The 21442-nt window shown below is 62.3% G+C and carries 20 protein-coding genes; 9 read left to right on the forward strand and 11 right to left on the reverse strand.

Annotated elements, in window-relative coordinates:
• The first annotated feature begins 110 nt into the window (after positions 1-110).
• Positions 111-1019, forward strand: a complete 909-nt coding sequence (locus RAS12_RS26015) for an IclR family transcriptional regulator (protein WP_306942810.1) — start codon at positions 111-113, stop codon at positions 1017-1019.
• A 12-nt stretch (positions 1020-1031) separates the two neighbouring features.
• Here the strand turns inward: RAS12_RS26015 and RAS12_RS26020 are convergent, their stop codons facing one another.
• A complete protein-coding gene (locus tag RAS12_RS26020) occupies positions 1032-2072 on the reverse strand; it encodes a T6SS phospholipase effector Tle1-like catalytic domain-containing protein (protein WP_306942812.1) in 1041 nt (346 codons plus the stop codon).
• Positions 2073-2420: 348 nt separating this feature from the next.
• Between RAS12_RS26020 and RAS12_RS26025 the strand changes: the two genes are divergently transcribed.
• Positions 2421-3170 carry a 5'-methylthioadenosine/adenosylhomocysteine nucleosidase gene (locus RAS12_RS26025; RefSeq protein WP_306951621.1) on the forward strand — a complete coding sequence of 250 codons (750 nt, stop codon included), beginning with the start codon at positions 2421-2423 and terminating at the stop codon, positions 3168-3170.
• A 48-nt stretch (positions 3171-3218) separates the two neighbouring features.
• On the opposite strand, the gene RAS12_RS26030 is transcribed toward RAS12_RS26025, so the two are convergent.
• Complete coding sequence (locus tag RAS12_RS26030; protein ID WP_306942814.1) at positions 3219-4130, reverse strand: LysR family transcriptional regulator; 912 nt, start codon at positions 4128-4130, stop codon at positions 3219-3221.
• 129 nt (positions 4131-4259) lie between these two features.
• Here RAS12_RS26030 and RAS12_RS26035 point away from each other — a divergent pair, with 129 nt between their 5' ends.
• On the forward strand, positions 4260-5291 hold the full coding sequence (locus RAS12_RS26035; RefSeq protein WP_306942815.1) for a Bug family tripartite tricarboxylate transporter substrate binding protein: 1032 nt from the start codon (positions 4260-4262) through the stop codon (positions 5289-5291).
• Between the two features lie 62 nt (positions 5292-5353).
• Complete coding sequence (locus RAS12_RS26040; RefSeq protein ID WP_306942817.1) at positions 5354-6556, forward strand: serine hydrolase domain-containing protein; 1203 nt, start codon at positions 5354-5356, stop codon at positions 6554-6556.
• A 23-nt stretch (positions 6557-6579) separates the two neighbouring features.
• Here RAS12_RS26040 and RAS12_RS26045 read toward each other — a convergent pair whose 3' ends face one another.
• The 3 genes from RAS12_RS26045 to RAS12_RS26055 form a co-directional block, all read right to left on the reverse strand.
• Positions 6580-6744 carry a hypothetical protein gene (locus tag RAS12_RS26045; protein WP_306942819.1) on the reverse strand — a complete coding sequence of 55 codons (165 nt, stop codon included), beginning with the start codon at positions 6742-6744 and terminating at the stop codon, positions 6580-6582.
• Between the two features lie 160 nt (positions 6745-6904).
• Complete coding sequence (locus tag RAS12_RS26050; RefSeq protein WP_306942820.1) at positions 6905-7879, reverse strand: hypothetical protein; 975 nt, start codon at positions 7877-7879, stop codon at positions 6905-6907.
• A gap of 19 nt (positions 7880-7898) precedes the next feature.
• Complete coding sequence (locus RAS12_RS26055) at positions 7899-9890, reverse strand: hypothetical protein (RefSeq protein ID WP_306942821.1); 1992 nt, start codon at positions 9888-9890, stop codon at positions 7899-7901.
• A 205-nt stretch (positions 9891-10095) separates the two neighbouring features.
• Here RAS12_RS26055 and RAS12_RS26060 point away from each other — a divergent pair, with 205 nt between their 5' ends.
• Entirely contained in the window at positions 10096-10806 is a 711-nt protein-coding gene (locus tag RAS12_RS26060) for a hypothetical protein (protein ID WP_306942823.1), read from the forward strand.
• Between the two features lie 77 nt (positions 10807-10883).
• Here the strand turns inward: RAS12_RS26060 and RAS12_RS26065 are convergent, their stop codons facing one another.
• Both RAS12_RS26065 and RAS12_RS26070 read right to left on the reverse strand, forming a co-directional pair.
• Positions 10884-12302, reverse strand: coding sequence for a tetratricopeptide repeat protein (locus RAS12_RS26065; RefSeq protein ID WP_306942825.1), 1419 nt, complete (start codon positions 12300-12302; stop codon positions 10884-10886).
• 87 nt (positions 12303-12389) lie between these two features.
• Positions 12390-13220 (reverse strand): alpha/beta hydrolase, encoded by an 831-nt coding sequence (locus tag RAS12_RS26070; protein WP_306942826.1) that lies wholly within the window; start codon positions 13218-13220, stop codon positions 12390-12392.
• Positions 13221-13366: 146 nt separating this feature from the next.
• On the opposite strand from RAS12_RS26070, the gene RAS12_RS26075 reads away from it, so the two are divergent.
• The 4 genes from RAS12_RS26075 to RAS12_RS26090 all read left to right on the forward strand — a co-directional run bounded on the left by RAS12_RS26075 (position 13367) and on the right by RAS12_RS26090 (position 17123).
• Positions 13367-13810 carry a hypothetical protein gene (locus tag RAS12_RS26075; RefSeq protein ID WP_306942827.1) on the forward strand — a complete coding sequence of 148 codons (444 nt, stop codon included), beginning with the start codon at positions 13367-13369 and terminating at the stop codon, positions 13808-13810.
• 108 nt (positions 13811-13918) lie between these two features.
• Positions 13919-14617: a glutathione S-transferase N-terminal domain-containing protein gene (locus tag RAS12_RS26080; RefSeq protein ID WP_306942830.1), complete on the forward strand. Its 699-nt coding sequence runs from the start codon at positions 13919-13921 to the stop codon at positions 14615-14617.
• Between the two features lie 219 nt (positions 14618-14836).
• Complete coding sequence (locus tag RAS12_RS26085) at positions 14837-16186, forward strand: c-type cytochrome (RefSeq protein ID WP_371321316.1); 1350 nt, start codon at positions 14837-14839, stop codon at positions 16184-16186.
• The gene (locus RAS12_RS26090) at positions 16179-17123 is read left to right on the forward strand and encodes a c-type cytochrome (protein ID WP_306942834.1); all 945 of its coding nucleotides are present in this window, start codon (positions 16179-16181) and stop codon (positions 17121-17123) included. The genes RAS12_RS26085 and RAS12_RS26090 overlap by 8 nt, the downstream gene beginning before the upstream one ends.
• A 136-nt stretch (positions 17124-17259) precedes the next feature.
• Here the strand turns inward: RAS12_RS26090 and RAS12_RS26095 are convergent, their stop codons facing one another.
• From RAS12_RS26095 to RAS12_RS26110, 4 genes are read right to left on the reverse strand one after another with little or no spacing between them, the layout of a single operon-like run.
• Positions 17260-18672 (reverse strand): aminotransferase-like domain-containing protein, encoded by a 1413-nt coding sequence (locus RAS12_RS26095; RefSeq protein ID WP_306942836.1) that lies wholly within the window; start codon positions 18670-18672, stop codon positions 17260-17262.
• A gap of 37 nt (positions 18673-18709) precedes the next feature.
• Positions 18710-18853, reverse strand: coding sequence for a DUF2474 domain-containing protein (locus tag RAS12_RS26100; protein WP_306942838.1), 144 nt, complete (start codon positions 18851-18853; stop codon positions 18710-18712).
• Positions 18853-19860 carry a cytochrome d ubiquinol oxidase subunit II gene (gene cydB / locus RAS12_RS26105; RefSeq protein ID WP_306942840.1) on the reverse strand — a complete coding sequence of 336 codons (1008 nt, stop codon included), beginning with the start codon at positions 19858-19860 and terminating at the stop codon, positions 18853-18855. Before cydB ends, RAS12_RS26100 begins: the two co-directional genes overlap by 1 nt.
• Positions 19861-19864: 4 nt before the next feature.
• Complete coding sequence (locus RAS12_RS26110; protein WP_306942842.1) at positions 19865-21301, reverse strand: cytochrome ubiquinol oxidase subunit I; 1437 nt, start codon at positions 21299-21301, stop codon at positions 19865-19867.
• Positions 21302-21442 lie beyond the last annotated feature (141 nt).

The raw sequence follows: 21442 nt of genomic DNA on the forward strand, positions 1-21442 counted from the left end.
TAAATCATATACGCAATGCGTAATAATTCAAGCCGGGTTAACCTAGATCTGTCCCTGGCTGCGGTCACCGCCGGTCAGCATTGGCGTCCATCAGGAAGTGCAATTCCCCTATGAGCAAAGCTCCCGCAGTGAAGTCCGGCACGGCCAAAACCAAGGCTGCATCCGCAGCTGCCCCCGCAAAGTCCGCCGCGGCCAAACCTTCTGCCCGTGCGAAATCTTCTGCGGATTCGAGCTCTCGCCCGCTTGAACGCCGCCAGCGCGTGCAATCTGCGGAAACGGGCATGACGGTGTTAAAGGGTTTGGCCCGTTTAGGCGGACGCGCCAGCCTGACTGCGCTGGCCGCGCACGTAGACGAAAGCCCGGCCAAGGTGCATCGCTATCTGATGAGCCTGATTGCGGAAGGCCTGGTCGATCAGGAAGTGGCGACGCAGCAGTACCACCTGGGTCTTGAAGCCCTGTTCGTAGGCGTCGCCGCCATGCGTCAGGCAGATCCGTTGCGTATCAGCGAACCCGCATTGATCCGCCTGCGCGAAAGCCTGGCGGTCACCTGCTTTATCGCGGTCATGGGCAACAAAGGACCAACCATCGTCCGGTTTGAAGAGCCGGGCCTGCCGATTACCGTGAACGTGCGCGTGGGCTCCGTACTGTCGATGCTCTGGTCCGCCACCGGACGTGCGTTTCTAGGTGCGCTGGACGAAGCCCCGGTCCAAGAGATGGCGCTGGCGGAACTGGCCGCGGCAACGCCGGACATGCGGGCCTTGCTGGACGAAACCGACCCCATCGGCGCGCTGCGCCGCGACGTGCGCAAGGCGGGTTGCGCGACGGTTAAGGACACCAACCTGCGCGGCATCAGCGCGGTCTCTGCGCCGTTGTACGACCACACCGGCCGGCCGTGCGCCGTGCTGACGGCTTTAGGCGCGACGGGCGGGTTTGATGTGTCGCCAGGAGGAAGAGTGGTGGCAGCGGTGAAGAAAGAAGCGCAGGCGGTAAGCGCGGCGCTGGGGTATGTGGCGGATTGAGTTGCGGTGCCGTCAAGGCCGCGCCACCGGCAGCTTCCCCAACGCATCCTTGAAATCCGGATATTCCTTCAAGAATTCCGCATTCACCGTAAACCGCTTCATCAGCCGGTCATCCACGGTCAGATTCAACACCGTCGACCCATCCCATAGCCGCGGCCTTTTCTTCACGTGGATCAGCACCTTCTCCGTGAATTCCTTGTACGAGTCATGCGGCTCGCATTGCTCGTAGTCGGTGGAAATCCGCTGTTCCGTTCCCGCTTCCAGTCCCACCTGCCGCGCCTTCTCTTGCAACCAGGCAGCGGGCAGCGTTTGCAGGCTTCCGTCGCGATATCCGCCGCCGATGTCTGAGTGCGCGCCGATGAACCAGCGCTGTTCCACTGGCCTGTCCGGCGGGCGCGGTTCTGAATTGCCCAGGCGTGTCCATAGGGTTGGGAAGTAGGGTTCTCGGTATTCGTTGGTGGCGATGGCGTGATAGGCGTTGTGTACGTGATTGCTCAGTTCGGTATCGTGGAAGTTATAGAACTTGGAAAAGCCGGGGAACGAGATGCCGCCGACGGGAATCCCCAAGCTGCCTACGGTGTCCCAGACGCCCACGAAATGCAGATCCGTTTCGCGCGAGAACTTGGCGCGGAAGGTTTGGGCTTCTATCGATGCGGGTTTGCAATCGTCGCGGTACAGCGCGTAGGCTTCTGCGACGTTGCTGTCGGTGGGGTCTTTTAGCAATCCGCATTTGCGGACCATGCCAGCTAGGCTGCGTGCGGAATAGGCGCCGCGGCTGAATCCCAGCAGAAAGATGCGGTCGCCGGATTCATGGCGTTGGCATAACCAGCGGTAGCCCATGCGGATGTTGGCCGACAGCCCTGCGCCAAAGGCTCCGCCCATGAATTTGTCGATGGCGGCCCATAGGCCTTGGCCTTGTGTGCCGACGCCTTCGATGTAGAGCGTTTCCTGCGTGCTGGTTTCTGGCGCGGCTTTGTATAGCTCGTACGCGTTGGTGCGGTCGTTGGGCTCGTTCCACGTTCCGTCGAAGAATACGGCAAGATTCTTCACCATGATCGTCTCTCCACAGATTGAGTCTTTCCTTGGCTCTGCTGCTCACTGGGATCACGCGACTGCGAGTCGCACGCTATCACGCAGCCGGGCGATTTTCGCCTGCGTGGTTTCCCTGCTGACAAGACGTACACCATCTTTTTGACTAGCTAATCGGTCGTCATCTTGCCTGCGCGTGCCGTAGAGTGCAGGCGAGATGCCTGTGCCGCCGCTGCCCGGATACATCAACAGTAGCAATCCTGAACTTGTCGGATGGTATCCATGGAAATCAGGCTGGGCGCACGCTTTTTGGGGTATGTTGCGCCCAGCGCGGCAATCCGCCGCCTCTGTCATATCAAGAAGAAGGACACCATGGGACGTCTTGCCATCCTGGGCGCGCTGCACGAAGAAATTGCGGATCTGCTTGCCGCTATGGAACCCGGCGCGGTGGTTCATCGCATCGCGATGCGCGACTTTCATGTGGGCACGTTGTGGGGCACGCCTTGCGTCATTGCGCTAAGCCGCATCGGCAAGGTGGCCGCCGCCGCGACGGCGTCCATTGTCATTCAGGAGTTTCAGGTGTCGCGCATGATCTTCACCGGGCTGGCCGGCGGTTTGCAGCCGGGCGTAGAGGTGGGGGATGTGGTGGTGGCAAGCGAGCTGATGCAGCACGACATGGATGCACGCCCGCTGTTCGGCCTGCACGAGATCCCGTTGCTGGGGCGTGTGCGGTTCGACGCGGATGTGGCGTTAAGCGCGATGTTGCAGGCCAGCGCCGAGCAGTTCTTGCGGCAATCGCCCGCCGGCTCTGCTTCGAAGGCAGCGAAGGCGCATCACGGCCTGATCGCAACGGGCGATGTGTTCGTGAACCACAACGACTACGCCCAGACGCTGCGCGCAAGTTTGCCTGATGCGTTGTGCGTCGAAATGGAAGGCGCCGCGATGGCGCAGATTTGCTACGAGTTCGGCGTTCCGTTTGCGGTGATGCGCGTTATCTCGGACCGTGCTGATCATGCAGCAAAGGCGGACTTCACGGCATTTTTGCAAAACGTGGCGCGGGTTTACACGGCCGGCATTCTGGCGCCGTTGTTGAAGTCAGGCGCGCTGTCAGACACGCCTTGATTGCGCGGCGGGCGAATCGCACTATCCGGCGCGACGAGTGTGGGCGGGTCAACCGGGTTCGCCGCCCATTTGCCCGGCACACCAGTCGCGGATTTTTTCCAGCGCTGCCGGCATCGTCTTACCCTCCAGTGTCACGAACAAAAACTCCGAACTCAATTCCAACGGTGGCGACAGGTGCAGGCGCGAAAGCTCCCCTTTTTCCAGTAGCGCGCGCGCCACTTGCAGCACGCCAAAGAACACGGCGTCGGTGCTGCGCACAAGTTCAACCAGCGCGTTCACGTCGTTCGATTGATACTGGATGGCGTCGTAGAAATGCGTACGGTTGCCGAAGTATTCGTTCAGCGTGTGGATAACCTGGTTGCTCATCGCGCGGCCGCTGGCGGCCAGCGGATACTTGCGCAATTCGGCAAAGCTCAGTTCGTGCAGATGTTCCAGCGGGTGTCCGGCCCGGCACACGAATCCCAGCGGTGTGGGCGGGAACAGTTCCAGGTTCAGGTCGTCGTCCGGCGGTACCTGGCTGCGGTGCAGAATCAACGCGTCGACTGCGCCTTCGCGCAGCTCTTGCAACTGCATGTCTGCGGTGCCGCCGCTTAACTGCACCTTGATGGCTGGATAGCGCTGCATCATGGTTTGCAGCAGCTGCACGGACAGCATGGCGGTGGGGGCAGGGCCCAGCCCCAGGCGGATCGTGCCGCCTTCGACATCCGCCAGGATGCGGGCGCTGCGCCGCAGTTCAGCTAATTCCACGCGGACGCGCCGGGCGCGAACCAGCGCCAGTTCGCCCAGGGCAGTCAGCTTCTTGTTCTTGCCGCGATCCATCAGCGCGCCGCCCAACTCTTCTTCCAGCGCGGAAATACTGCGGCTGAGCGCGGGTTGGGTCAGGTGCAGCTTGTCGGCGGCACGGCTGAATGACTGGGTTTCCACCAGGGCCAGAAAATGGTCCAGCTGCTGAAGGTTCATGCGTCGCGCTCGAAGTATTCATTTTAATTATGGAAAGTAAGCCGATTATGCATTGGACGGCAATTAGTGCCGATCCTAAGATCGGTGCTCGTTTGCAGCTTTCCGACACCCGCCCTTCAGTGAGCCGATATGGTCCCGACCCCGTCTTTCCGCATTGCCGCCACGCTTGTTTCCGTTTGCCATCCGCGGACGTTGCTGCGCCTTCTGGCCGGACTCGGCGTGGCGGGCGCTCTGGCGTCTCCCGCAGCCGCGCAGACGCCTTATCCTGCCAAGCCGATCTCTGTGGTGGTGCCGGTGTCAGCGGGCGGTGCGGCCGATGCGCTGGCTCGCGCGTGGGCGAGCTATGTGTCCAAAGCCATCGGCGGTACCGTCATCGTGGAAAACAAGCCGGGCGCCAATGGCAGTATTGCCGCAAGCTTTGTGGCCAAGCAGCCGGCCGACGGCTATTCACTATTGTTCGGCAGCACGTCGAACATGTCTTTGAACCCTTTCTCGTACAAGTCGCTGGCCTACAACCCGGAGCGCGACTTTGATCCGGTGACGATGATTGCCGATACGTCGCAAGTGCTGGTGACCAATCCGGCCACCGGCATCAAGTCGGTGGAAGATCTGGTCAAGGTGGCCAAGTCCAAGCCTGGGGTGTTGAACTACGGCTCCGCCGGTATCGGCAATTCCACGCATTTGAACGTGGCGTTCCTGGCCGAACATTTTGGCATTCAGATGTCCCATGTGCCCTACAAAGGGGCCGCGCCCGCCATGATGGATCTGGTGGGCGGGCAGATCGATCTGACGGCAGATGCCTTGTCGGGCGCGATACCGCAGATCAAGACGGGCAAGGCAGTGCCGCTGGTGGTGTTCGGCAGCAAGCGTGTGGCCGAAATTCCCGATGTGCCGACCATTTACGAAGTGGGCGCCAAGGATTTTCCCAGCGACGCGTGGTACGGCCTGATGGCGCCCAAAGGCACGCCAGCCAGCGTGCTGGCCAGCCTGACGGACGCCACCCAGAAATTCTGGGCTGACCCCGATGCGCGTGCGCAGATGGCGCAGATCTACATGGTGCCGCCGACCACGTTTGGCGGGCAGGCCGTGGCGCAATCCATGAAGCGCGAGGCGGCCACCTGGGGGCCGATCATCAAGCGCCTGGGCATTCAAAACGACTGACGCCTTTTCATTCCTGTCCGCGCGGCCGATGCAGGCTGCGCGTTTTGTATTGAGCCTAGTCCATGACTGATCTTTCCGTTGCTATCAACGATACGCGCAGCGCCCAATCCGTGGCGCAGCCCACGCTGCATTTGCCGCGCAGTGAAGACTTCCTGCTGTGGCCGCCGTGTTTGCAGTCCTACGGTTACCGCATCGTCGACCAGCTGTTTGCCACGCGCACCGTGGCGCGTGGCGCCGCCGTGCGTGAACTGCCGCGGGGCTCAGAGGTCCGTGTGCAGTATCAATCTGAAGGCGTGTCGCGTGAGCTGCCCGAATTCATGGACCGCAACAACGTCGCGGGTCTGCTGGCCATACGCGATGGCCGGGTGGTGTTGGAGCGGTACGGCTTGGGGTTTCAGCCGCATGAGCGCTGGTCCACGATGTCCACCATCAAATCCATGACGGCGCTGCTCGTGGGCGCTGCATTGCAGGATGGGGCCATACACAGCATCGACGATCCCGTCACTCGCTATCTGCCCGCCATGCAGGGCTGCGCGTACGAACAGGTGACCGTGCGGCACTTGATGACCATGTGCTCGGGCATGGAGTGGACCGAGGACTACACGGACAAGCAGTCGGACGTAAACCGCTACAGCAAATCGCTGGCCGACAAGGTGCCCGGCGGCGTGTTGGCGCTATTGCGCCAGTGCCGCCGCCTGCATGCGCCGGGCGCCGTGTGGCACTACAACACGGGCGACACGTATCTGCTGGGCGCGTTGATTTCCGCAGCCACCGGCAGCACGTTGGCGGACTATCTGTCGCGCAAGATCTGGCAGCCCTACGGCATGGAGTTTGACGCGTTCTACACGCTTGAATCCGAAAATGGGCAGGAGATCGGCGGCAGCCGTGCAGGGATGGCGTTGCGGGATCTGGGCCGTTTGGGGCAGTTTGTCTTGGATGACGGCGTGATCAACGGCGCGCGCGTCTTGCCCGAAGGGTGGATCGACCAGGCGGGGGCGGTGGCCCACAACGTGCCCGAAGCCTTTCATTCCGCCAGCCGGCAGTCGCTTGGGCTGACGGGTTACGGCTACAGCTGGTGGCTGCGCGAAGACGGCGCGATGATGGCGATGGGCCACTCAGGCCAACGCATCTTCATAGACCGTGACAAGGGGTTGGTCGTGGTGCAGTTGGCGGCCTATCCTGAGCCGCGCTATGTCAGCGCCAATGAGCCGGATCGCGACGCCGAGCTGAACAGCGTGATCGCGGCGATCCGGGATGCGGAGTGATGGCCCGGGTTCAATGACCGGGTTCAGCGGCCCGTGTCAGGATAGTCTGGCCCGGCGTCGTGGAAGCCGCCGCTGCTATAGGGATTGACCGCGCCGGGGTGGGGCGGGCCGCCGTTACCGGGGGCGCACCCGGCCAGGAGCAGTGTGGCGGCAAGGACAGAAAGCAGGTGTATCAGGGGAAATCTCATCTGGGGTCTCCTGCGGCTGCCCCTCAGCAGGCGCGTGGCATGCAGCGTATAGCCGGATTATAGGCCCGGGCCACGCGGGCACGATGCTGTGCACAATATAAAAAACGGGCGGCATCTGGTAAGAGATGCCGCCCGTTTTTGGCTGAATTGCGCCGTTTGCTTAGTTCTTCAGCGTGGGGGAAAACAAGGCAAGCACCCGGTTGGGGTCATTGGAACCCGACAGCATTTCGGCTACCGACACGCCATTGCGCGGATTCAAGGTCAGCGTGATTGAGCGGTCGTCGCCACTTGCGAAATTGGCGACGGCCTTGCATGCGTCTTCGTTGTCCTTGAAGCCGGCCAGCGCCTTCTTTTGAATGCACTGTTTTTTAGCGTCGCTGACAAACTTCTCGAATTGCTTGGCGCGCTGCTTGTCAGGATTGCCTTCGCCTGCCACAGCTGCGACGTTGTAGCGCTTGTAGAGTTCAATGCTGCGCTTGACGTAGCCATCGTCCTTCAAAGACAGGCTGCCCGTTTTGACGCGCACTTCGGCCAACGGCGCCAGCGTGCGGTCGATGCGGCCCATGCCCATCAAACCCATCATGCCGAGCGCGCCCATGGCCGCGCCGTTTTCGATCATGCCGACTGCGCCGTTGACGCGTTCCAGTTCCAGCGACAGTTCGGCGTTCAGGGCGTCTGGCTGTTCCAGGTTGAATTGGAGTTCGGCGTTGTCGTCATCGCGCTGGTAATCCCAGCGCACGCGCAGGTTCGCGGGCGGCAGGTCTGTCTTTCCCGCCTGGCGGATCAGGTCTGTCTGGCTCAGCACACTGTTGCCGTTGGGCAGCGCGGCGCCTTCGATCGTGACGTCGCCGCTTTGGCGGTCGGCGGTATTGCGCAGGCCGCTGATCTTGACCAGTTCGATCGTCGCGATCGGCGAAGCCTGCGATCCGATCGTGACCTGTTTCAGCTTGGCCGAGCCGAACGGCGATGCCGAAATGCTCTGCCAGTGGACCATGTTGCGCTGGCCCGTTTTGTCCAGCAGCGCCACCAGTTCGTCTTCCGCTTTGCCGGACGCATAGGCGCCCATGCCCCACCAGGCGCACGCCAGCACTGCCACGACGCCGCCTGCAATCAGGCCGTTCTTTTGATTGATCATTGCGTTGCTCGTCTGGCGTTTAAGGTTGGTTCGCTTGGTCGATCACTGCCTGGGCCTTTTCAGGCGTCCAGTCGGACAGGCCCATCATCATGCGGGCGCCCACCAGGGGATCGTTCAGATCGGCGCAGCCGGCCTTTTGGCAGGCATAAGGCGCGGCTTGGCCGAGCGTCAGCAGGGTCAGGGGCAGGCCCTTGCCGTCTTGGCGCTTCGGGTCCAGCGTGATGTCCCCGGGCACCAGATACCAGCCTTCCTTCATGGCCTTCTGGCCAGGCAGGCGCAGTTCGTAGGGCCAGTCGGCAACGGCGTCGTCGTCTTTGTGGTCATCCACGTGAACCACCATACGCACAGCAGACTTGCGGCCGGCCATCAGGCCGCCGTAACTGCCGCCGGTCAGCGGGTCGTAACGCACGTCGTGCTGCATGCGGCCCAGGATGCCGGCGGGATCGCTCTTGGCTTGTTCGACCAGGTTTTGATACTGGCGCAGGTTGTCGCGTTCCTTGTTGGCCAAACGCATCTGCGCTTCGCGCTTTTGGCGGGCCAGCATTTCGTCGCGCTTGAACACGTAGTTCTGCGCGTATTGCAGGTTGTAGCGCCATTCGCCCTTGGGTTTGCCGGTGCGCCAGTCAGTCGTTCTGTCGGCATTGATGGCGTAGAGCATGTGCTCCAGCTTGTCGCCAATAGCGCCTAGCTCAAAGTTGTCCGAAAACACCATGCGCGCGTTGCCCGCATCCGGCATGGCGGTGCGTTCCAGCACACGCAGGGTAGCGTCCACGGCCACCTTGATGTCGGCGGCATTGCGGAACGCATCCGCGTTTTCCGTGACGACATCGAGGCGGTTGTAGCGCCAGACGTCCAGGCCAGAGCCGTAGGACATGCGCTCGGCGCGCATCAGGTAGTGCGAGCGGCTGGCCGGGTCGCTGGCCATGTGGAACCACAGCGTGCCGTTAGCTTCACTGACGTAGGCCAGATTGGCGGCGGCGACGGGGCTGGTGAACGGAATGCCGGATGCCAGCCAGACGTCATTGCTTTGTGCGATGCGCGCGCCGTCTGTGCGTTCCAGGCGCAGTCTGCCCTTGCCGGTCGCATAACCGTCGGGACCGCAAGACAGGCCGTCGGTCTTTAGCGTGATGTATTGCGCGCCTTCGCCCAGGCGGAAGGTCGAAATCACCTTGCAGCCGTTCTGGTCTTGCATGACCTTGAGCTGCTGGGTGCCGGCCATGGCGGCTGCGGCGGATGATGGCGTCCAGCCGTTGACGGCAAAGACCGGTTGCGCTGCGGGGGCGGCGGCCGCTGCGGCTGGCGCAGGAGCGGGCGCTACAGCGGCTGGTGCGGGCGCGACAGCAATTGCCGCTTCGGCTGTCGGCGCTTGCGGCGTGGCTGCAACAGGGGGCGGCGCGGCCGGTTCCGCTACGGGAACAGGCGCTGGGGTAGCGATTGCTGCGGGCGCGGGAGCGGCTTGTACTTGTGCCGGCGCGGCTGCCTGCTCTGCTGCGGGTTGGGCGGAGGTTACCGGGGCAAGCTCGGCAGGTGCCGCAGCCGAAGCAGGGGGCACGGCGGCAGCCGGCGCGGCGGCAACTGGCGCTGCGGCAACGGGTGCTGCGGCAACGGGTGCTACGGCAACGGGTGCTGCGGCAACAGGCGCAGCAGCAATTGCCGCCGGTGCCGCTGCGGTTTGCATCGGCCATCCTGCCGCTTTGGTGCTGGTGCCTTCCGCGATGCGAGCGCCGGTGTTGCTGACGCTGGTCCAACGCAGATCCACGGCTTGCGGGCACTGCTTGCTTAACAGCACGCCAATTTTTGGCAGCAAACGGCCCAGTGCGTCGGCGTCGGGCGCGGCGCCGTACACGGCGCGCAGATCCAGATGGGGACCGCACCAGGCAGAGCCGTTGGCATGGTCAATGAAAATCTCAATGTTTTCCGCTTTGGAATATGCCAGGCGATACGCCTCGGCATGCGCTGGCAGGCTGCCAACACTTGCGGCAATTGCTGCCGCTACGCAAACCTTCTTCATGCTTCGAGCCTCGCCCTGTACGCTTTGGTTTACAGTATAACATTGCGAATCATTTAGACATAAATGATACGACCGTCAGGATTGTGACTGATCGGTAAATTAATATGTAATATCAAGGGGTTACGGAATGGCGTTGGCGTGCATCGGATGGGTTTCATCGAAGGTATCAAGTGGGTCCGGTGTCAGCCGCGCAGTTGGCGCAATAGTGTCATTGTCGGCGCTGATGGCATTGACGGGTTGCGTCAGCACCGGCTCCGGCAAGATGGGGCTGGACTTCGGCGAAGTGCTTGCCAAAGAGCAGCAGGTATTCACGGTCAATGGCGAACGCGCTGCGCTGCGCCGTTATTACACCGATTCGTATGACATCAAGCTCTACGGCCAGAAGAAGGTTATGGAACTTGAGGTCAAGGGTGCGGCCATGATGGTTGCCAACGTCGCCGAAGTGCCGGGCGCAACGCTGATCACCTTGGATGTGCCAGAGGCAGGCTGCAATCACGTCTATCACGTGTATCGCGTGTCGGGGACGCAATCTTCCAAATGGCAAAACAGCTACCGCAGTTGCGAAGGCCCGCTGTCGTTCAACGTGGCCAATGGCCAGTGGACGGCGCGCCAGACGGTGAAACCCGCTGTAGGCACGCCCTACATGCTGGTGTACCAGGATGGCAATCTGTACACGCGTCCGCTGGAAGTCGCCAAGCCGCGTGTGGCGCCCAAGCCTAAGCCCAAGGCGCCCAAGGCGGCTCCGGCCAAGCCGGCAGCACCCGCGTCCAACGCGGTCAATCTGGATGATGTGGCGGCGCCCGCCGCGGATGCCGCCAACCTGGACGAGATCGACGCGCCGCCGCCGGGCAAGATCAATACGCGCGGCCTGAAGGCCGACACTGCCAGCGACGTGAAGATGAAAGACGAGAAATAAGCCGTAGGCGGCAGAGTGCCGCCGCCAGGCTGATCAGCCGGCTTTGCGTGCAGACCATGCACGCAAAGCCGGTTTTTTTATCCCCACACGGTACGCTGGGTTTTTGTCTTGGTCCACGGCTGATCGCAGCGTGCACGATAGGCTTTCACGGCGTCGGATTCCACCGATTGGAAGTAGGGATGTGGATAGCCGGTTTCGCGCATGGCGTCATACATGCGCCGGCCCCAGACGCATTGCTTCTGCGCTTGATTCCACAGACGCGTTGCCGTTTCCTGCTGGCCAAGCTGCCATAGCGCCAGCCCGTAGTCGGCCACCATTTCCTGGTCGCGGGGCAGGTCGCGATAGGCCTCGTGCATCATTCCCAGGCCCTCTTCGGCTTTGCCTTGCAAGAACAGAATCCAGCCTAGGGTGCCTTGGTTGTAGGGACGAGGGCCGACCTTGCTGATGGACGCGCGCACTTGGGTTTCGGCGTCGTCCAGATAGTCCGGGAAGTCGGCCAGGAAGTAGGCGGTGTTGTTGGCCCAGTCGGTGTCATCCGTGTCGCGGCGGTGGCCTTGTTTGGCCTGCCGGTTTTGCAGCAGGAGGGAGTCCGCCAGCGCCAGGTCCGGCATACCCAGCAAGCGTTCCAGATTCAGACGGCTCTCTACCAGCGATGACTCGGGGCGCTTGAGCGACTCCGGAAAGCGCCATTGCCGGGATTTCAGCAGCCACGTGCGCGCCTCTTCAGCCCGGCCATTCATGAACAGCAGGTGGGCCAGATCCAGCTGCTGTGGCGGCGTGTCGGCGCATTGCATCGCGCCGATCAGCGCTGTGGCGCCTTCTGCGTCGCTTTGGCTGAATTTGCGGTTGATGGCGTCCAGTTCATTGAAGCACTTGCGGTTGTCTGTGACCGGCGCGTCGACCGACAGCGAAATCGAGGTGGCGGGGATGTCGTGGCTGAAATAGGCGGTGCCGCCCTGGTTGGTTGTATAGCCCAGATCCACCCATTGCTCGCCCCAGCGGGTGTTCATGGTCATGATGTAAGGCCACGCGGGCAGCGGCGAGCGGTCTTGGCTCGAGTTCAGCTGGAAAAAGCTGCCCCACCCGCCGTCGCCGATACGGCGCAGCAACGTGAAGTCTTCGTCGGCATGCGGCTTGTCCGTCCAGACCCACGCGGTGCGGCCTTGGTCGTCGGTGACGCCGTGCAAGATGCCGTCCTGGCTGGGGGTGTCTTGGATGCTTTCGCCCTTGCCCGACAGGAACAGGCGGTACGGCGTGTTGGGCGCTGGCGCGCCATCACGGTTGTTATGCAGCGTCAGCGTCAGGCTGCGGCCATAGAGGCCGACGCCGTATTGGGGCATGCCATCAGGCGGCGTCGCGAGAGGCGCGGGGGAAGCGTGGGTAGCCGGCTTCTGGTCGTACACCGGCTCCGCGCTCAAGGCGGGGGCGCTTATTCCGGTGGAAGCGAGTGCTGTGGCCAGCAGCAGCGGGTAGAGCCTGTTTTGCGTAAGGATCATGGAAACTGCTTGAGATCTCGGCGAAAGCCCGGATGGGGCAGGCAGGCATTCTCTCAAACATTGGCGGGGCGCGTATGGCGCTTGCGCCTACCGTCCGATACGCGCATCGATGAATGCAGCGATAGCGCGCGTTTCATCGTTGTCGGCGCCGACGTCCGCGTTGACTTGCGCATGGTTGCGGGCCACGCCTATGAGTTCGGCCTGGCTGCCGTTCGCCGTAAGCAGGTCGGCAAAGTGCTGCGACCGGCGGCACGGGTCGGGCCGCAAGGTGGAGCAGGCCAAGAGCGTGGGCGGGACTTTTCCGCGCAGTTGCGCGGCGGGCGATGCCGCTGCCCAGGCGGCGGGGTCAGTCCCGAAGGCCTCGTCGTAGAACGGCGCATGGGGCTTGGACATGACGCTTTGCAAATCGAATCCCGCCCCGTCCAGGATGACGCTGGCCGCCCAGGGGGCGGCTCCGGTGCGCTGCTGCATGCGTCCGTCGGCAGCCAGCAATGCCAGCAGATGGCCGCCAGAGGAATGCCCCATTACGACGATGCGGGAGGGGTCCGCATGCCAGCTCGCGGCCTCGCGGCCGATCCATGCCAGGGCGCGGCCCAGGTCTTCCGCTTGTTCTTCGGGGCGGGCTTGCGGCATCAACCGGGTGTTGACTGACACAACGGCAAATCCGCGTGGCAGCCAGTGGCGCAACTTGTTGTCGACGACTTCGGCTGCGGCCTTGTCGCCGTTCTTCCAGGAACCGCCATGGACGACAACCAGGATGGGGGCGGGCGGCAGGGTGGCTGCGCGTTCCGGTAGATAGACATCGGCAGCTTGCGCGGCATCCGGCCCATATGAATGCTCCATCGGCGGGGCGGCGGGCACTGGCCCGGGCAGGAAGGCAGACAGGAACAGAGCAAGTAGCAGGGCAAGCGTGCGCATAAGCGTCCGAAGCAAAACGGAATGCGGATTAATGTAGCCTGCCAGCTGCCGCTATGCGATGGCCGGCAGTGCTATTCTCGCCGCCTTATCGATCTACCGATTCCACCCCGCCCGCCGCGCCAATGCGGCTTATCCGTCTCTGCCGAATGCCGAAACTGCTATTGCGTGTTTGTGACTTCCTGTTGTTGGCCTTGGCGGCGGCAGTGTTTGGCGCCTGCCTGACCTCGGTGCTGACCACAGGGGAGTACGGATGGGCCATTCCCGACGCGCCTTATATGTACGAACCGCGCGATTTCTATGCGGATGCCGTGCTGGCGGGCGTGGCGGGTTTGCTTGTGCTTGTGCTGGCCGAACGCGTGCCCAGGGTGCGCGGGTCAGCGCCCTTGCGTGCCGTGGCGACCTTGGCCGCGGCCCTGTTGGCGCTATACACGGCGCCGCCTGCACCGCTGGTGTTTGGCAACACGTGGGCGCGCGGTGAGGCCACACGAGAGTTGTTCCTGGCGCAGATGCACATGGTGCTGCCCATCGCGTTTGCGGTGCTGGTGTTGCGTATGGGGCTTTGGCACTTCGCATCCCGCAAAAAACCATAGTCTTCAGGCCCCGGTCAGCCCCGCGAGCATCCAGGTTTTCTCGGGAAATTCACGATATTTGCGCTAGGATTGTCGCCACAAATCCCGCCTCCCCTGGAGAATCCCCGCATGACCTCCCTAGACTCGTTTGCCATCACCAAGAAGTGGCCTGCCCAGCATCCCGACCGTATCCAGCTGTACTCGCTGCCCACGCCCAATGGCGTCAAGGTGTCGATCCTGCTGGAAGAGCTGGGCCTGCCTTACGAGCCGCATCGGGTCAGCTTTGACACGCAGGACCAGCTTTCGCCCGAATTCCTGTCACTCAGCCCCAATAACAAGATTCCGGCCATCCTGGACCCCAACGGTCCCGACGGCAAGCCGTTGCCTCTGTTTGAGTCCGGCGCCATCCTGATCTATCTGGCAAGCAAGACGGGCCAGTTCATCCCGGCAGATACCGCGGGACGCTACGAGACGCTGCAATGGGTCATGTTCCAGATGGGCGGGATCGGGCCGATGTTCGGGCAGTTGGGTTTCTTCCACAAGTTTGCCGGCAAGGACATCGAAGACAAGCGCCCGCGTGATCGCTACGTGGCCGAATCCAAGCGCCTGTTGGGTGTCCTGGATCAGCGCCTGGAAGGCCGCGACTGGGTGATGGGCGATGAATACACCATTGCAGACATCGCCATTCTGCCGTGGGTGCGCAATCTGGTCGGTTTTTATGGCGCGGGCGACCTGGTCGAGTTTTCTCAATTCAAAAATGTGGCTCGCGTGCTTGAGGCATTTGTTGCCCGGCCCGCCGTGGTGAAGGGTCTGACGATCCCCGCCTGACGCTCGCATACAGGCTGCTGCGGCCGCCCGGCAGGCGGCCGCAGTCCATTGGATTTGCACTTTGCAAGCGGCTTGCGCCAAATCAAATTAGCTCTCTGAATATATGCTTTTCAGTCATATGCTTATTACTGAAAGGCGTAAGCTTCCTCCATAAGCTGGACAGGTTGTACGAACATCCCCGACGTGCACGCCAACCAGCGGCCACGGAGGGCAATGAGTATGAGGAAGTTCGGGATCAAGGTGGCTGTCGGCCTGTTGGCGGCAGCCGGAGTTGCGATCGGCGGCGCGCAGTTGTTGACCGCGAATCGCAAGGCCGATACGGCGGCATCCGTCGATATCCATGACAGGCGGTTGGTCGAAGCCGGCGCCTATATCGCTCGCACTGGCGACTGTGTCGCCTGTCACAGCGTGCCCAATGGCAAGCCCTTCGCGGGCGGGCTGGCGATGCAAACGCCGGTGGGCACCATCTATTCGTCAAATATCACGCCGGACAAACAGGCGGGCATTGGCAACTACAGCTACGCCGATTTTAAAAATGCCGTGCAGTACGGCATCCGCAAGGACGGGACGCCTTTGTACCCGGCCATGCCTTATCCGTCGTACGCGATCATGCCGGACGCTGACGTTCAGGCGTTGTATGCCTATTTCATGTCGCAGGTTGAACCGGTCAGCCAAGCCAGCGCGGCATCGACGATTCCGTGGCCGTTGAACATGCGCTGGCCGATGGCCTGGTGGCAGCAATTGTTTGCGGGCAAACGTCAGTTCGCCGCTCCCGCTGGTGCAGACGAAAAACTGGTGCGCGGCGCGTATCTGGTCGAAGGCCCAGGGCATTGCGGCGCTTGCCACACACCGCGCGGCCTGGCCTATCAGGAACAGGCGCTGTCCATGGCCGACGGCGACGCATTCCTGTCCGGCGCCGTCATCGACGGCTGGCGCGCCAAGAGCCTGCGTGGCGAGGCCCAAGGGCTGCAATCCTGGAGCGCTGAAGATATCGGCATGTTCTTGAAGACGGGCCGCACCGATAAGGTCGCGGCGTTTGGCGCGATGGCTGATGTGGTCGAGCACAGCACTCGCTATTTCACGGACGGCGATATCGCCAGCATCGCGGCCTATCTGAAGCGGCTGCCCGCTGTGAATGGCAAACTCGCAGCCTTTCCGCCCAAGACGGACAGCACCACTGCCGCCTTGCGCGACGGCCGCTACGACTCGCGCGGCGCGGTGATCTACATGGAGCAGTGCGTCGTGTGCCATCGGGCAGATGGCCAGGGCATGCCGCGCATTTTTCCGGCGCTGGCGGGTAACTCGGCGGTGTACGCGCAGAATCCGCAGTCCATCATTCAGATCACACTGGAAGGCGGCAAGATGCCCGCCAACGATACCGATGCGATGGCGTTCGCGATGCCGGGTTTCAAACATCTGAGCAATCGGGACGTTACCGATGTCATCAACTTCATCCGCACGGCGTGGACGAATCAAGCGCCGGTAATCGGCGACAACGATGTCGCTCAGATCCGCGATTTTCTGGCCAGCAAGAAGCCCAACATCGTCGCCGGAGGCAACCATGAATAAGCACATCAGAATCGCCGCCGCGCTGGCGGCAGCATTGGCGGCGGGCGGCTGGATGGTTGCGTCGGCGGCTCCCGACAGCGCGAGCCAAACGAACGCCCCGGCGGCTGCACAACCCGCGCAATCCGGTATGCAAAAGACCTTTGCCGTGGTGGACAAAGACGGCAAGCGCCTGCCTGACTACACCATTCCGTCGGACACGCAGATCGCCCGGGAACCCAACGCGGACCAGATCAACTATGGCAAGCGTCTATTGAACGAGACCCGCCGTTTGTTGCCGCAGAACACGGGCGCCAGCATGAACTGCAACAGCTGTCATGTGCAGGAAGGCAAGAAGCCCATGGGCGCGCCGTACATCAACACGGTCAACTCATTCCCGCAATTCAATCCGCGCGCCAATCGCGTCGTGTCGCTGGAAGACCGTATCAACGGCTGTTTCATGCGGTCGATGAACGGCAAGCCCTTGGCCAAGGACTCCGATGAAATGAAGGCGATGATCGCCTACATGAAGTGGCTGGCTCAAGACGTGCCGCATGGGGCCAAGGTGCAAATCGAGAATGCCTGGCCTATTGATACCAAGCTGGTGGGCGACCCCGTGCGCGGCAAAAATCTGTACGCCGCGCAATGCGCGTCCTGCCACGGCGCCAACGGCGAAGGCAAGAAAGACCGTGCTGGCGATATCGTGTTTCCGCCGTTGTGGGGTGATGAGTCCTTCAATATCGGGGCGGGGCTGGCGCGTACCTACAAGGCGGCAGCGTTCATTCGCAACAGCATGCCCATGGGCGTGAACACGCATGGCAGCTGGGGCGAGGGCGGCGTGCTGTCTGACCAGGATGCGGTGGACGTCGCGGAGTACTTCACGCATATGCCGCGCCCGGATTTTGCCGGCAAGGAAAAAGACTTCCCGAATGGGAAGAAGCCGAAAGACGCGCGGTACTGAGGCGGGCGCATTCCGTGCCTCGGGCGAGTCCGCCCGAGGCCGGCGTTTCCATCGCGCAAGCCGGGCGGCCATGTCCATCGGGATGGTCACATCAGCGCTCAGTGGGTCCCGCAGCATGCGGACAGCGGGCGCGGCCTTATCCGCCTGCCATCAGCTTGCCCAGCGTTGCCATTCCTTGATCCAACTCCGGCCCCCATGGATGCCCGGCATTGAGCCGCAGGAAATTCCCGAAGGCGCCAGAGGACGAGAATAAAGGGCCGGGCGCGATGCTGATGCCGTGTCCCAATGCGGCGCGGTGCACTTTCAGCGTGTCGATATGGGCGGGTAGCTCCACCCAGACAAAGTAGCCTCCCGCCGGCCGCGTGGCGCGTGTGCCTTTTGGAAAGTACCGCGCCACGGCTTGCAGCATTTCGCCTTGCTGCAACGCCAGCGCCTGCCGGAACTGGCGCAGGTGCCGGTCAAAGCCGCCTTTTTCCAGGTACGCGGCAATGGCCGCTTGTGTGGGCGCGGCAGTGGCCAGGCTGGTCGTGAGCTTGTTGCGCATGATCTTGCGCGTATAGCGTCCGCCTGCCACCCAGCCCACGCGATATCCGGGCGCCAGCGTTTTCGAAAACGACGAGCAATGCATCACGATGCCCTCTGTGTCGAACGCTTTGGCGGGGCGTGGCCGGGTCTCGCCAAAATACAGTTCGCCGTAGACATCGTCTTCAATCAGCGGCACGTCGTGTTTGGTCAGCAGTTTGACCAGCGCTTCCTTTTTTGCGTCGGGCATCAAACTGCCCAATGGGTTCTGGAAGGTGGTCATCAGCCAGCAGGCGCGCGGGCGGTGGCGCAGAATGGCCTCTTCCAGCGCTTGCAGATCAATCCCTTCGCGCGGATGCGTCGCAACTTCAATGGCGTGCAGCTGATTGCGTTCCAGCGATTGCAGCGCAGCGTAAAACGTAGGGGACTCCACAATCACCGCATCGCCCGGATTCGTCACGGCGGCCAGGCTCAGGTTCAGCGCATCCAGTGCGCCATTGGTAATGATGATGTCTTCCACCGGCACGGACAGGCCATCGGCCAGATAACGCAGGGCGATAGCACGGCGCAATGCGGCGTCTCCCGGACTCAAGTCATCGATAGAACCCCAAGGGTCCAGCCGCTGCACGGTGGACGCCATGAATTTGGCCAGCCGGCCGTAAGGCAATAGCGATGGGCTGGGAAAGGCGGACCCAAACGGCACCATGTCGCGGCGCAGCGTGGCGTTGAGCACTTGCAGCACGTTGTCGCTGACGTCCACCGGATGGCGGCCAGCGCTGGCGCTGGACAGCCCGTCCAGCTCTGGCAGCGCGGCATGTGGCGCGCGCAACACGTAGTAGCCGGAGCGGTCGCGCGCGCGGATCAGTCCGCGCGCCTCAAGCAGGTAATAGGCTTTGAACACCGTAGATGGGCTGACGCCCCGGCTTGCGCTGGTTTGCCGTACGGAGGGCAGGCGGTCGCCCACTTGCAGCAGGCCCGACAGGATCGACGCCGTGATTTCTTCTGTCAGCCGTTCATATCGTTTCATGGCAGGTCCGATAAGGATTTTTTGAAAGTTGCCGGATTCAGGTCGACATGCCGATGGTTCGCATGATCAGGCGCAAGGCATACGCCGTGACGCCCAGCGCCGCGACGCTGCCTGCCCAGATCAACGCCAGCCACAGCAGCCGGCTGCGCCACGAAGGCACGGAGGAAGGTGAGTGATTCATCAGTGAAACTCCTCGCCCAGGCGCACCTTGCCCCGGAATACGTAGTACGACCAGGCGGTGTACATGAGAATGATCGGAATGATGACCAAGGCTCCCACCAGTGCGAATCCTTGGCTTTGCGGCGGCGCAGATGCGGACCAGATAGAGATGTCCGGCGGAATGATGGCGGGCCAGATGCTGATGCCCAGGCCGCTGTAGGCCAAAAACACCAGCGCCAGCGACAACATGAAGGGACCCGCCGATGGCACTCCGCGCACCCGGCGCATCAGTTCAAAACCGGCTGCGGCAACCAATAGCGGCACCGGAAAGAACCAGTACATATTGGGCAGCGTGAACCAGCGTTGCGCGATCTGCGGTTGCGCCAGCGGTGTCCAGACGCTCAGCACGGCAATCACAGCCAGCAGTGCCAGCGTCAGCGGCTTGGCAAGGTTGCACATGTGGCGATGCAGGCGGCCTTCCGTTTTCATGATCAGCCAGGTGCAGCCCAGCAGCGCATAACCGGCCACCAGTCCCAGGCCGGTGAACATCGAGAAAGGGCTGATCCAATCCCATGCGCCGCCCTGGTACGCGCGGTCAACGACGGGGATGCCTTCGATGTACGCGCCCAGCGTCACGCCTTGAAAGAAGGTGGCGCACACGGAACCGAATACGAATGCCTTGTCCCACCAGGCGCGATGATGTTCGTCCGCTTTGAAGCGGAATTCAAACGCCACGCCTCGAAAGATCAGCCCCAGCAACATGAACACCAAGGGCAGGTGCAGCGCGCTGAGAATGACCGAGTAGGCCAGCGGAAACGCCGCCATCAGACCAGCGCCGCCCAGCACCAGCCAGGTCTCGTTGCCGTCCCACACGGGGGCGACGGTATTGACCATGACATCGCGCTCTTCGCGGTCCTTGATCAATGGAAACAGGATGCCGATGCCCAGGTCAAAGCCGTCCATGACCACATACATCATCACGCCAAACAGAATGATGACGGCCCAAATCAATGCAAGGTCGATGCCCATGGCGTCAAGCTCCTGAATGCGTGCGTTGCGCGGGCTCTGCGCCCGCCAGAGTGGACGCGGCCGAAAGCGGGCGCGACGGTTGGCGCGGCTCGCCGGGGCCGCCAGACAAGGGCGCGTGGCCGGGCGCGGGGCTGGGGCCCATGCGGATCAGGCGCAGCATGTAAGACACGCCGGCGCCAAACACCAACAGATACACGACAACGAAGAGCGCCAGAGTCAGCGTCAACTCACCCAACCCGTGGGGCGTGGCCGCGTCTGCGGTGCGCATGACGCCATATACCACCCAGGGCTGGCGGCCGATTTCGGTCACGTACCAGCCAGCCAGCATCGCCACGACGCCCGACGGTCCCATCCACAACGCAAAGCGGTGCAATGCGCGCGACTCGTACAGCCGGCCGCGCCAGCGCACCCACAACGCCCAACCCGCCAGCGCGATCATCAGCATGCCCAGGCCCGCCATGATGCGGAACGACCAGAACACCACGGCGGCATTTGGCCGGTCCTCGGGCGGATACGACTTCAAGCCTGGGAACTGGCCGTCCCAGCTGTGCGTCAGGATCAGGCTGCCCAGACGCGGTATGTTCAGCGAAAACCGAGTTTCCTCGCGCTCCATATCCGGCAGGCCGAACAAGGTCAGCGGCACGCCCGCGCCGGGTTCGTTTTCCCAGTGGCCTTCGATGGCAGCGATTTTGGCCGGTTGATGCTTCAGTGTGTTCAGACCATGAAAGTCACCCACCACCGCTTGCAGCGGAGCCACCAGCAGCAGCATGCCCATCGCCATCGCAAACATCTTCTTGACGGCAGGACTGCGGTCGCCGCGCAGCAAATGCCACGCGCCAGAGGCGCCCACCAACAGCGCCGTGGCCAGGAAAGCGGCAATGCCCATGTGCGCCAGACGGTATGGGAAGGACGGGTTGAAGATCACCGCCAGCCAGTCGGTGGGCACAACGCGGCCATCCACGATCTCGTAGCCGGCGGGCGTTTGCATCCAGCTGTTGGACGCCAGAATCCAGGTGGCCGACACCAGTGTGCCCAGCGCCACCATGATGGTGGAGAAAAAGTGCAGGCCCGGGCCCACGCGTGACCAGCCAAACAACATCACGCCCAGAAAACCGGCTTCCAGAAAGAAAGCGGTCAGCACTTCGTAGGCCAGCAGTGGACCCGTCACGCTGCCCGCGAAGTCGGAAAAGAAGCTCCAATTGGTGCCGAACTGATAAGCCATCACCAGGCCAGACACTACGCCCATGCCAAAGTTGACGGCAAACACCTTGGTCCAGAAATGGTACAGATCCCGGTAAACCGTTTTTTGGGTGCGCAGCCACAGGCCTTCCAGCACGGCCAGGTAACTGGCCAGCCCGATGGTGATGGCGGGAAAGATGATGTGAAATGAGATGGTGAATCCGAACTGGATTCGGGCAAGCAATAGCGCGTCGCTATCCATAGCGGTCTTCCTGACTTCGTGGCCAGCGCGCGAAAATCGTCACAAGACGGTGGGCGCTGACGGTGTTGAACCTGCCACACAACGGTAGGACGACGGCGTTGATTAGTACAGATTCAGAAACCGTGGAAAAAAGCGGATCAG

This window comes from Achromobacter seleniivolatilans (assembly GCF_030864005.1).
GTDB lineage: Bacteria > Pseudomonadota > Gammaproteobacteria > Burkholderiales > Burkholderiaceae_B > Achromobacter > Achromobacter seleniivolatilans.

Coding starts and splice junctions, on each gene's coding strand:
- RAS12_RS26015 (WP_306942810.1), top strand. CDS start 111: ATGAGCAAAGCTCCCGCAGTGAAGTCCGGCACGGCCAAAACCAAGGCT.
- RAS12_RS26020 (WP_306942812.1), bottom strand. CDS start 2,072: ATGGTGAAGAATCTTGCCGTATTCTTCGACGGAACGTGGAACGAGCCC.
- RAS12_RS26025 (WP_306951621.1), top strand. CDS start 2,421: ATGGGACGTCTTGCCATCCTGGGCGCGCTGCACGAAGAAATTGCGGAT.
- RAS12_RS26030 (WP_306942814.1), bottom strand. CDS start 4,130: ATGAACCTTCAGCAGCTGGACCATTTTCTGGCCCTGGTGGAAACCCAG.
- RAS12_RS26035 (WP_306942815.1), top strand. CDS start 4,260: ATGGTCCCGACCCCGTCTTTCCGCATTGCCGCCACGCTTGTTTCCGTT.
- RAS12_RS26040 (WP_306942817.1), top strand. CDS start 5,354: ATGACTGATCTTTCCGTTGCTATCAACGATACGCGCAGCGCCCAATCC.
- RAS12_RS26045 (WP_306942819.1), bottom strand. CDS start 6,744: ATGAGATTTCCCCTGATACACCTGCTTTCTGTCCTTGCCGCCACACTG.
- RAS12_RS26050 (WP_306942820.1), bottom strand. CDS start 7,879: ATGATCAATCAAAAGAACGGCCTGATTGCAGGCGGCGTCGTGGCAGTG.
- RAS12_RS26055 (WP_306942821.1), bottom strand. CDS start 9,890: ATGAAGAAGGTTTGCGTAGCGGCAGCAATTGCCGCAAGTGTTGGCAGC.
- RAS12_RS26065 (WP_306942825.1), bottom strand. CDS start 12,302: ATGATCCTTACGCAAAACAGGCTCTACCCGCTGCTGCTGGCCACAGCA.
- RAS12_RS26070 (WP_306942826.1), bottom strand. CDS start 13,220: ATGCGCACGCTTGCCCTGCTACTTGCTCTGTTCCTGTCTGCCTTCCTG.
- RAS12_RS26075 (WP_306942827.1), top strand. CDS start 13,367: ATGCCGAAACTGCTATTGCGTGTTTGTGACTTCCTGTTGTTGGCCTTG.
- RAS12_RS26080 (WP_306942830.1), top strand. CDS start 13,919: ATGACCTCCCTAGACTCGTTTGCCATCACCAAGAAGTGGCCTGCCCAG.
- RAS12_RS26085 (WP_371321316.1), top strand. CDS start 14,837: ATGAGGAAGTTCGGGATCAAGGTGGCTGTCGGCCTGTTGGCGGCAGCC.
- RAS12_RS26090 (WP_306942834.1), top strand. CDS start 16,179: ATGAATAAGCACATCAGAATCGCCGCCGCGCTGGCGGCAGCATTGGCG.
- RAS12_RS26095 (WP_306942836.1), bottom strand. CDS start 18,672: ATGAAACGATATGAACGGCTGACAGAAGAAATCACGGCGTCGATCCTG.
- RAS12_RS26100 (WP_306942838.1), bottom strand. CDS start 18,853: ATGAATCACTCACCTTCCTCCGTGCCTTCGTGGCGCAGCCGGCTGCTG.
- cydB (WP_306942840.1), bottom strand. CDS start 19,860: ATGGGCATCGACCTTGCATTGATTTGGGCCGTCATCATTCTGTTTGGC.
- RAS12_RS26110 (WP_306942842.1), bottom strand. CDS start 21,301: ATGGATAGCGACGCGCTATTGCTTGCCCGAATCCAGTTCGGATTCACC.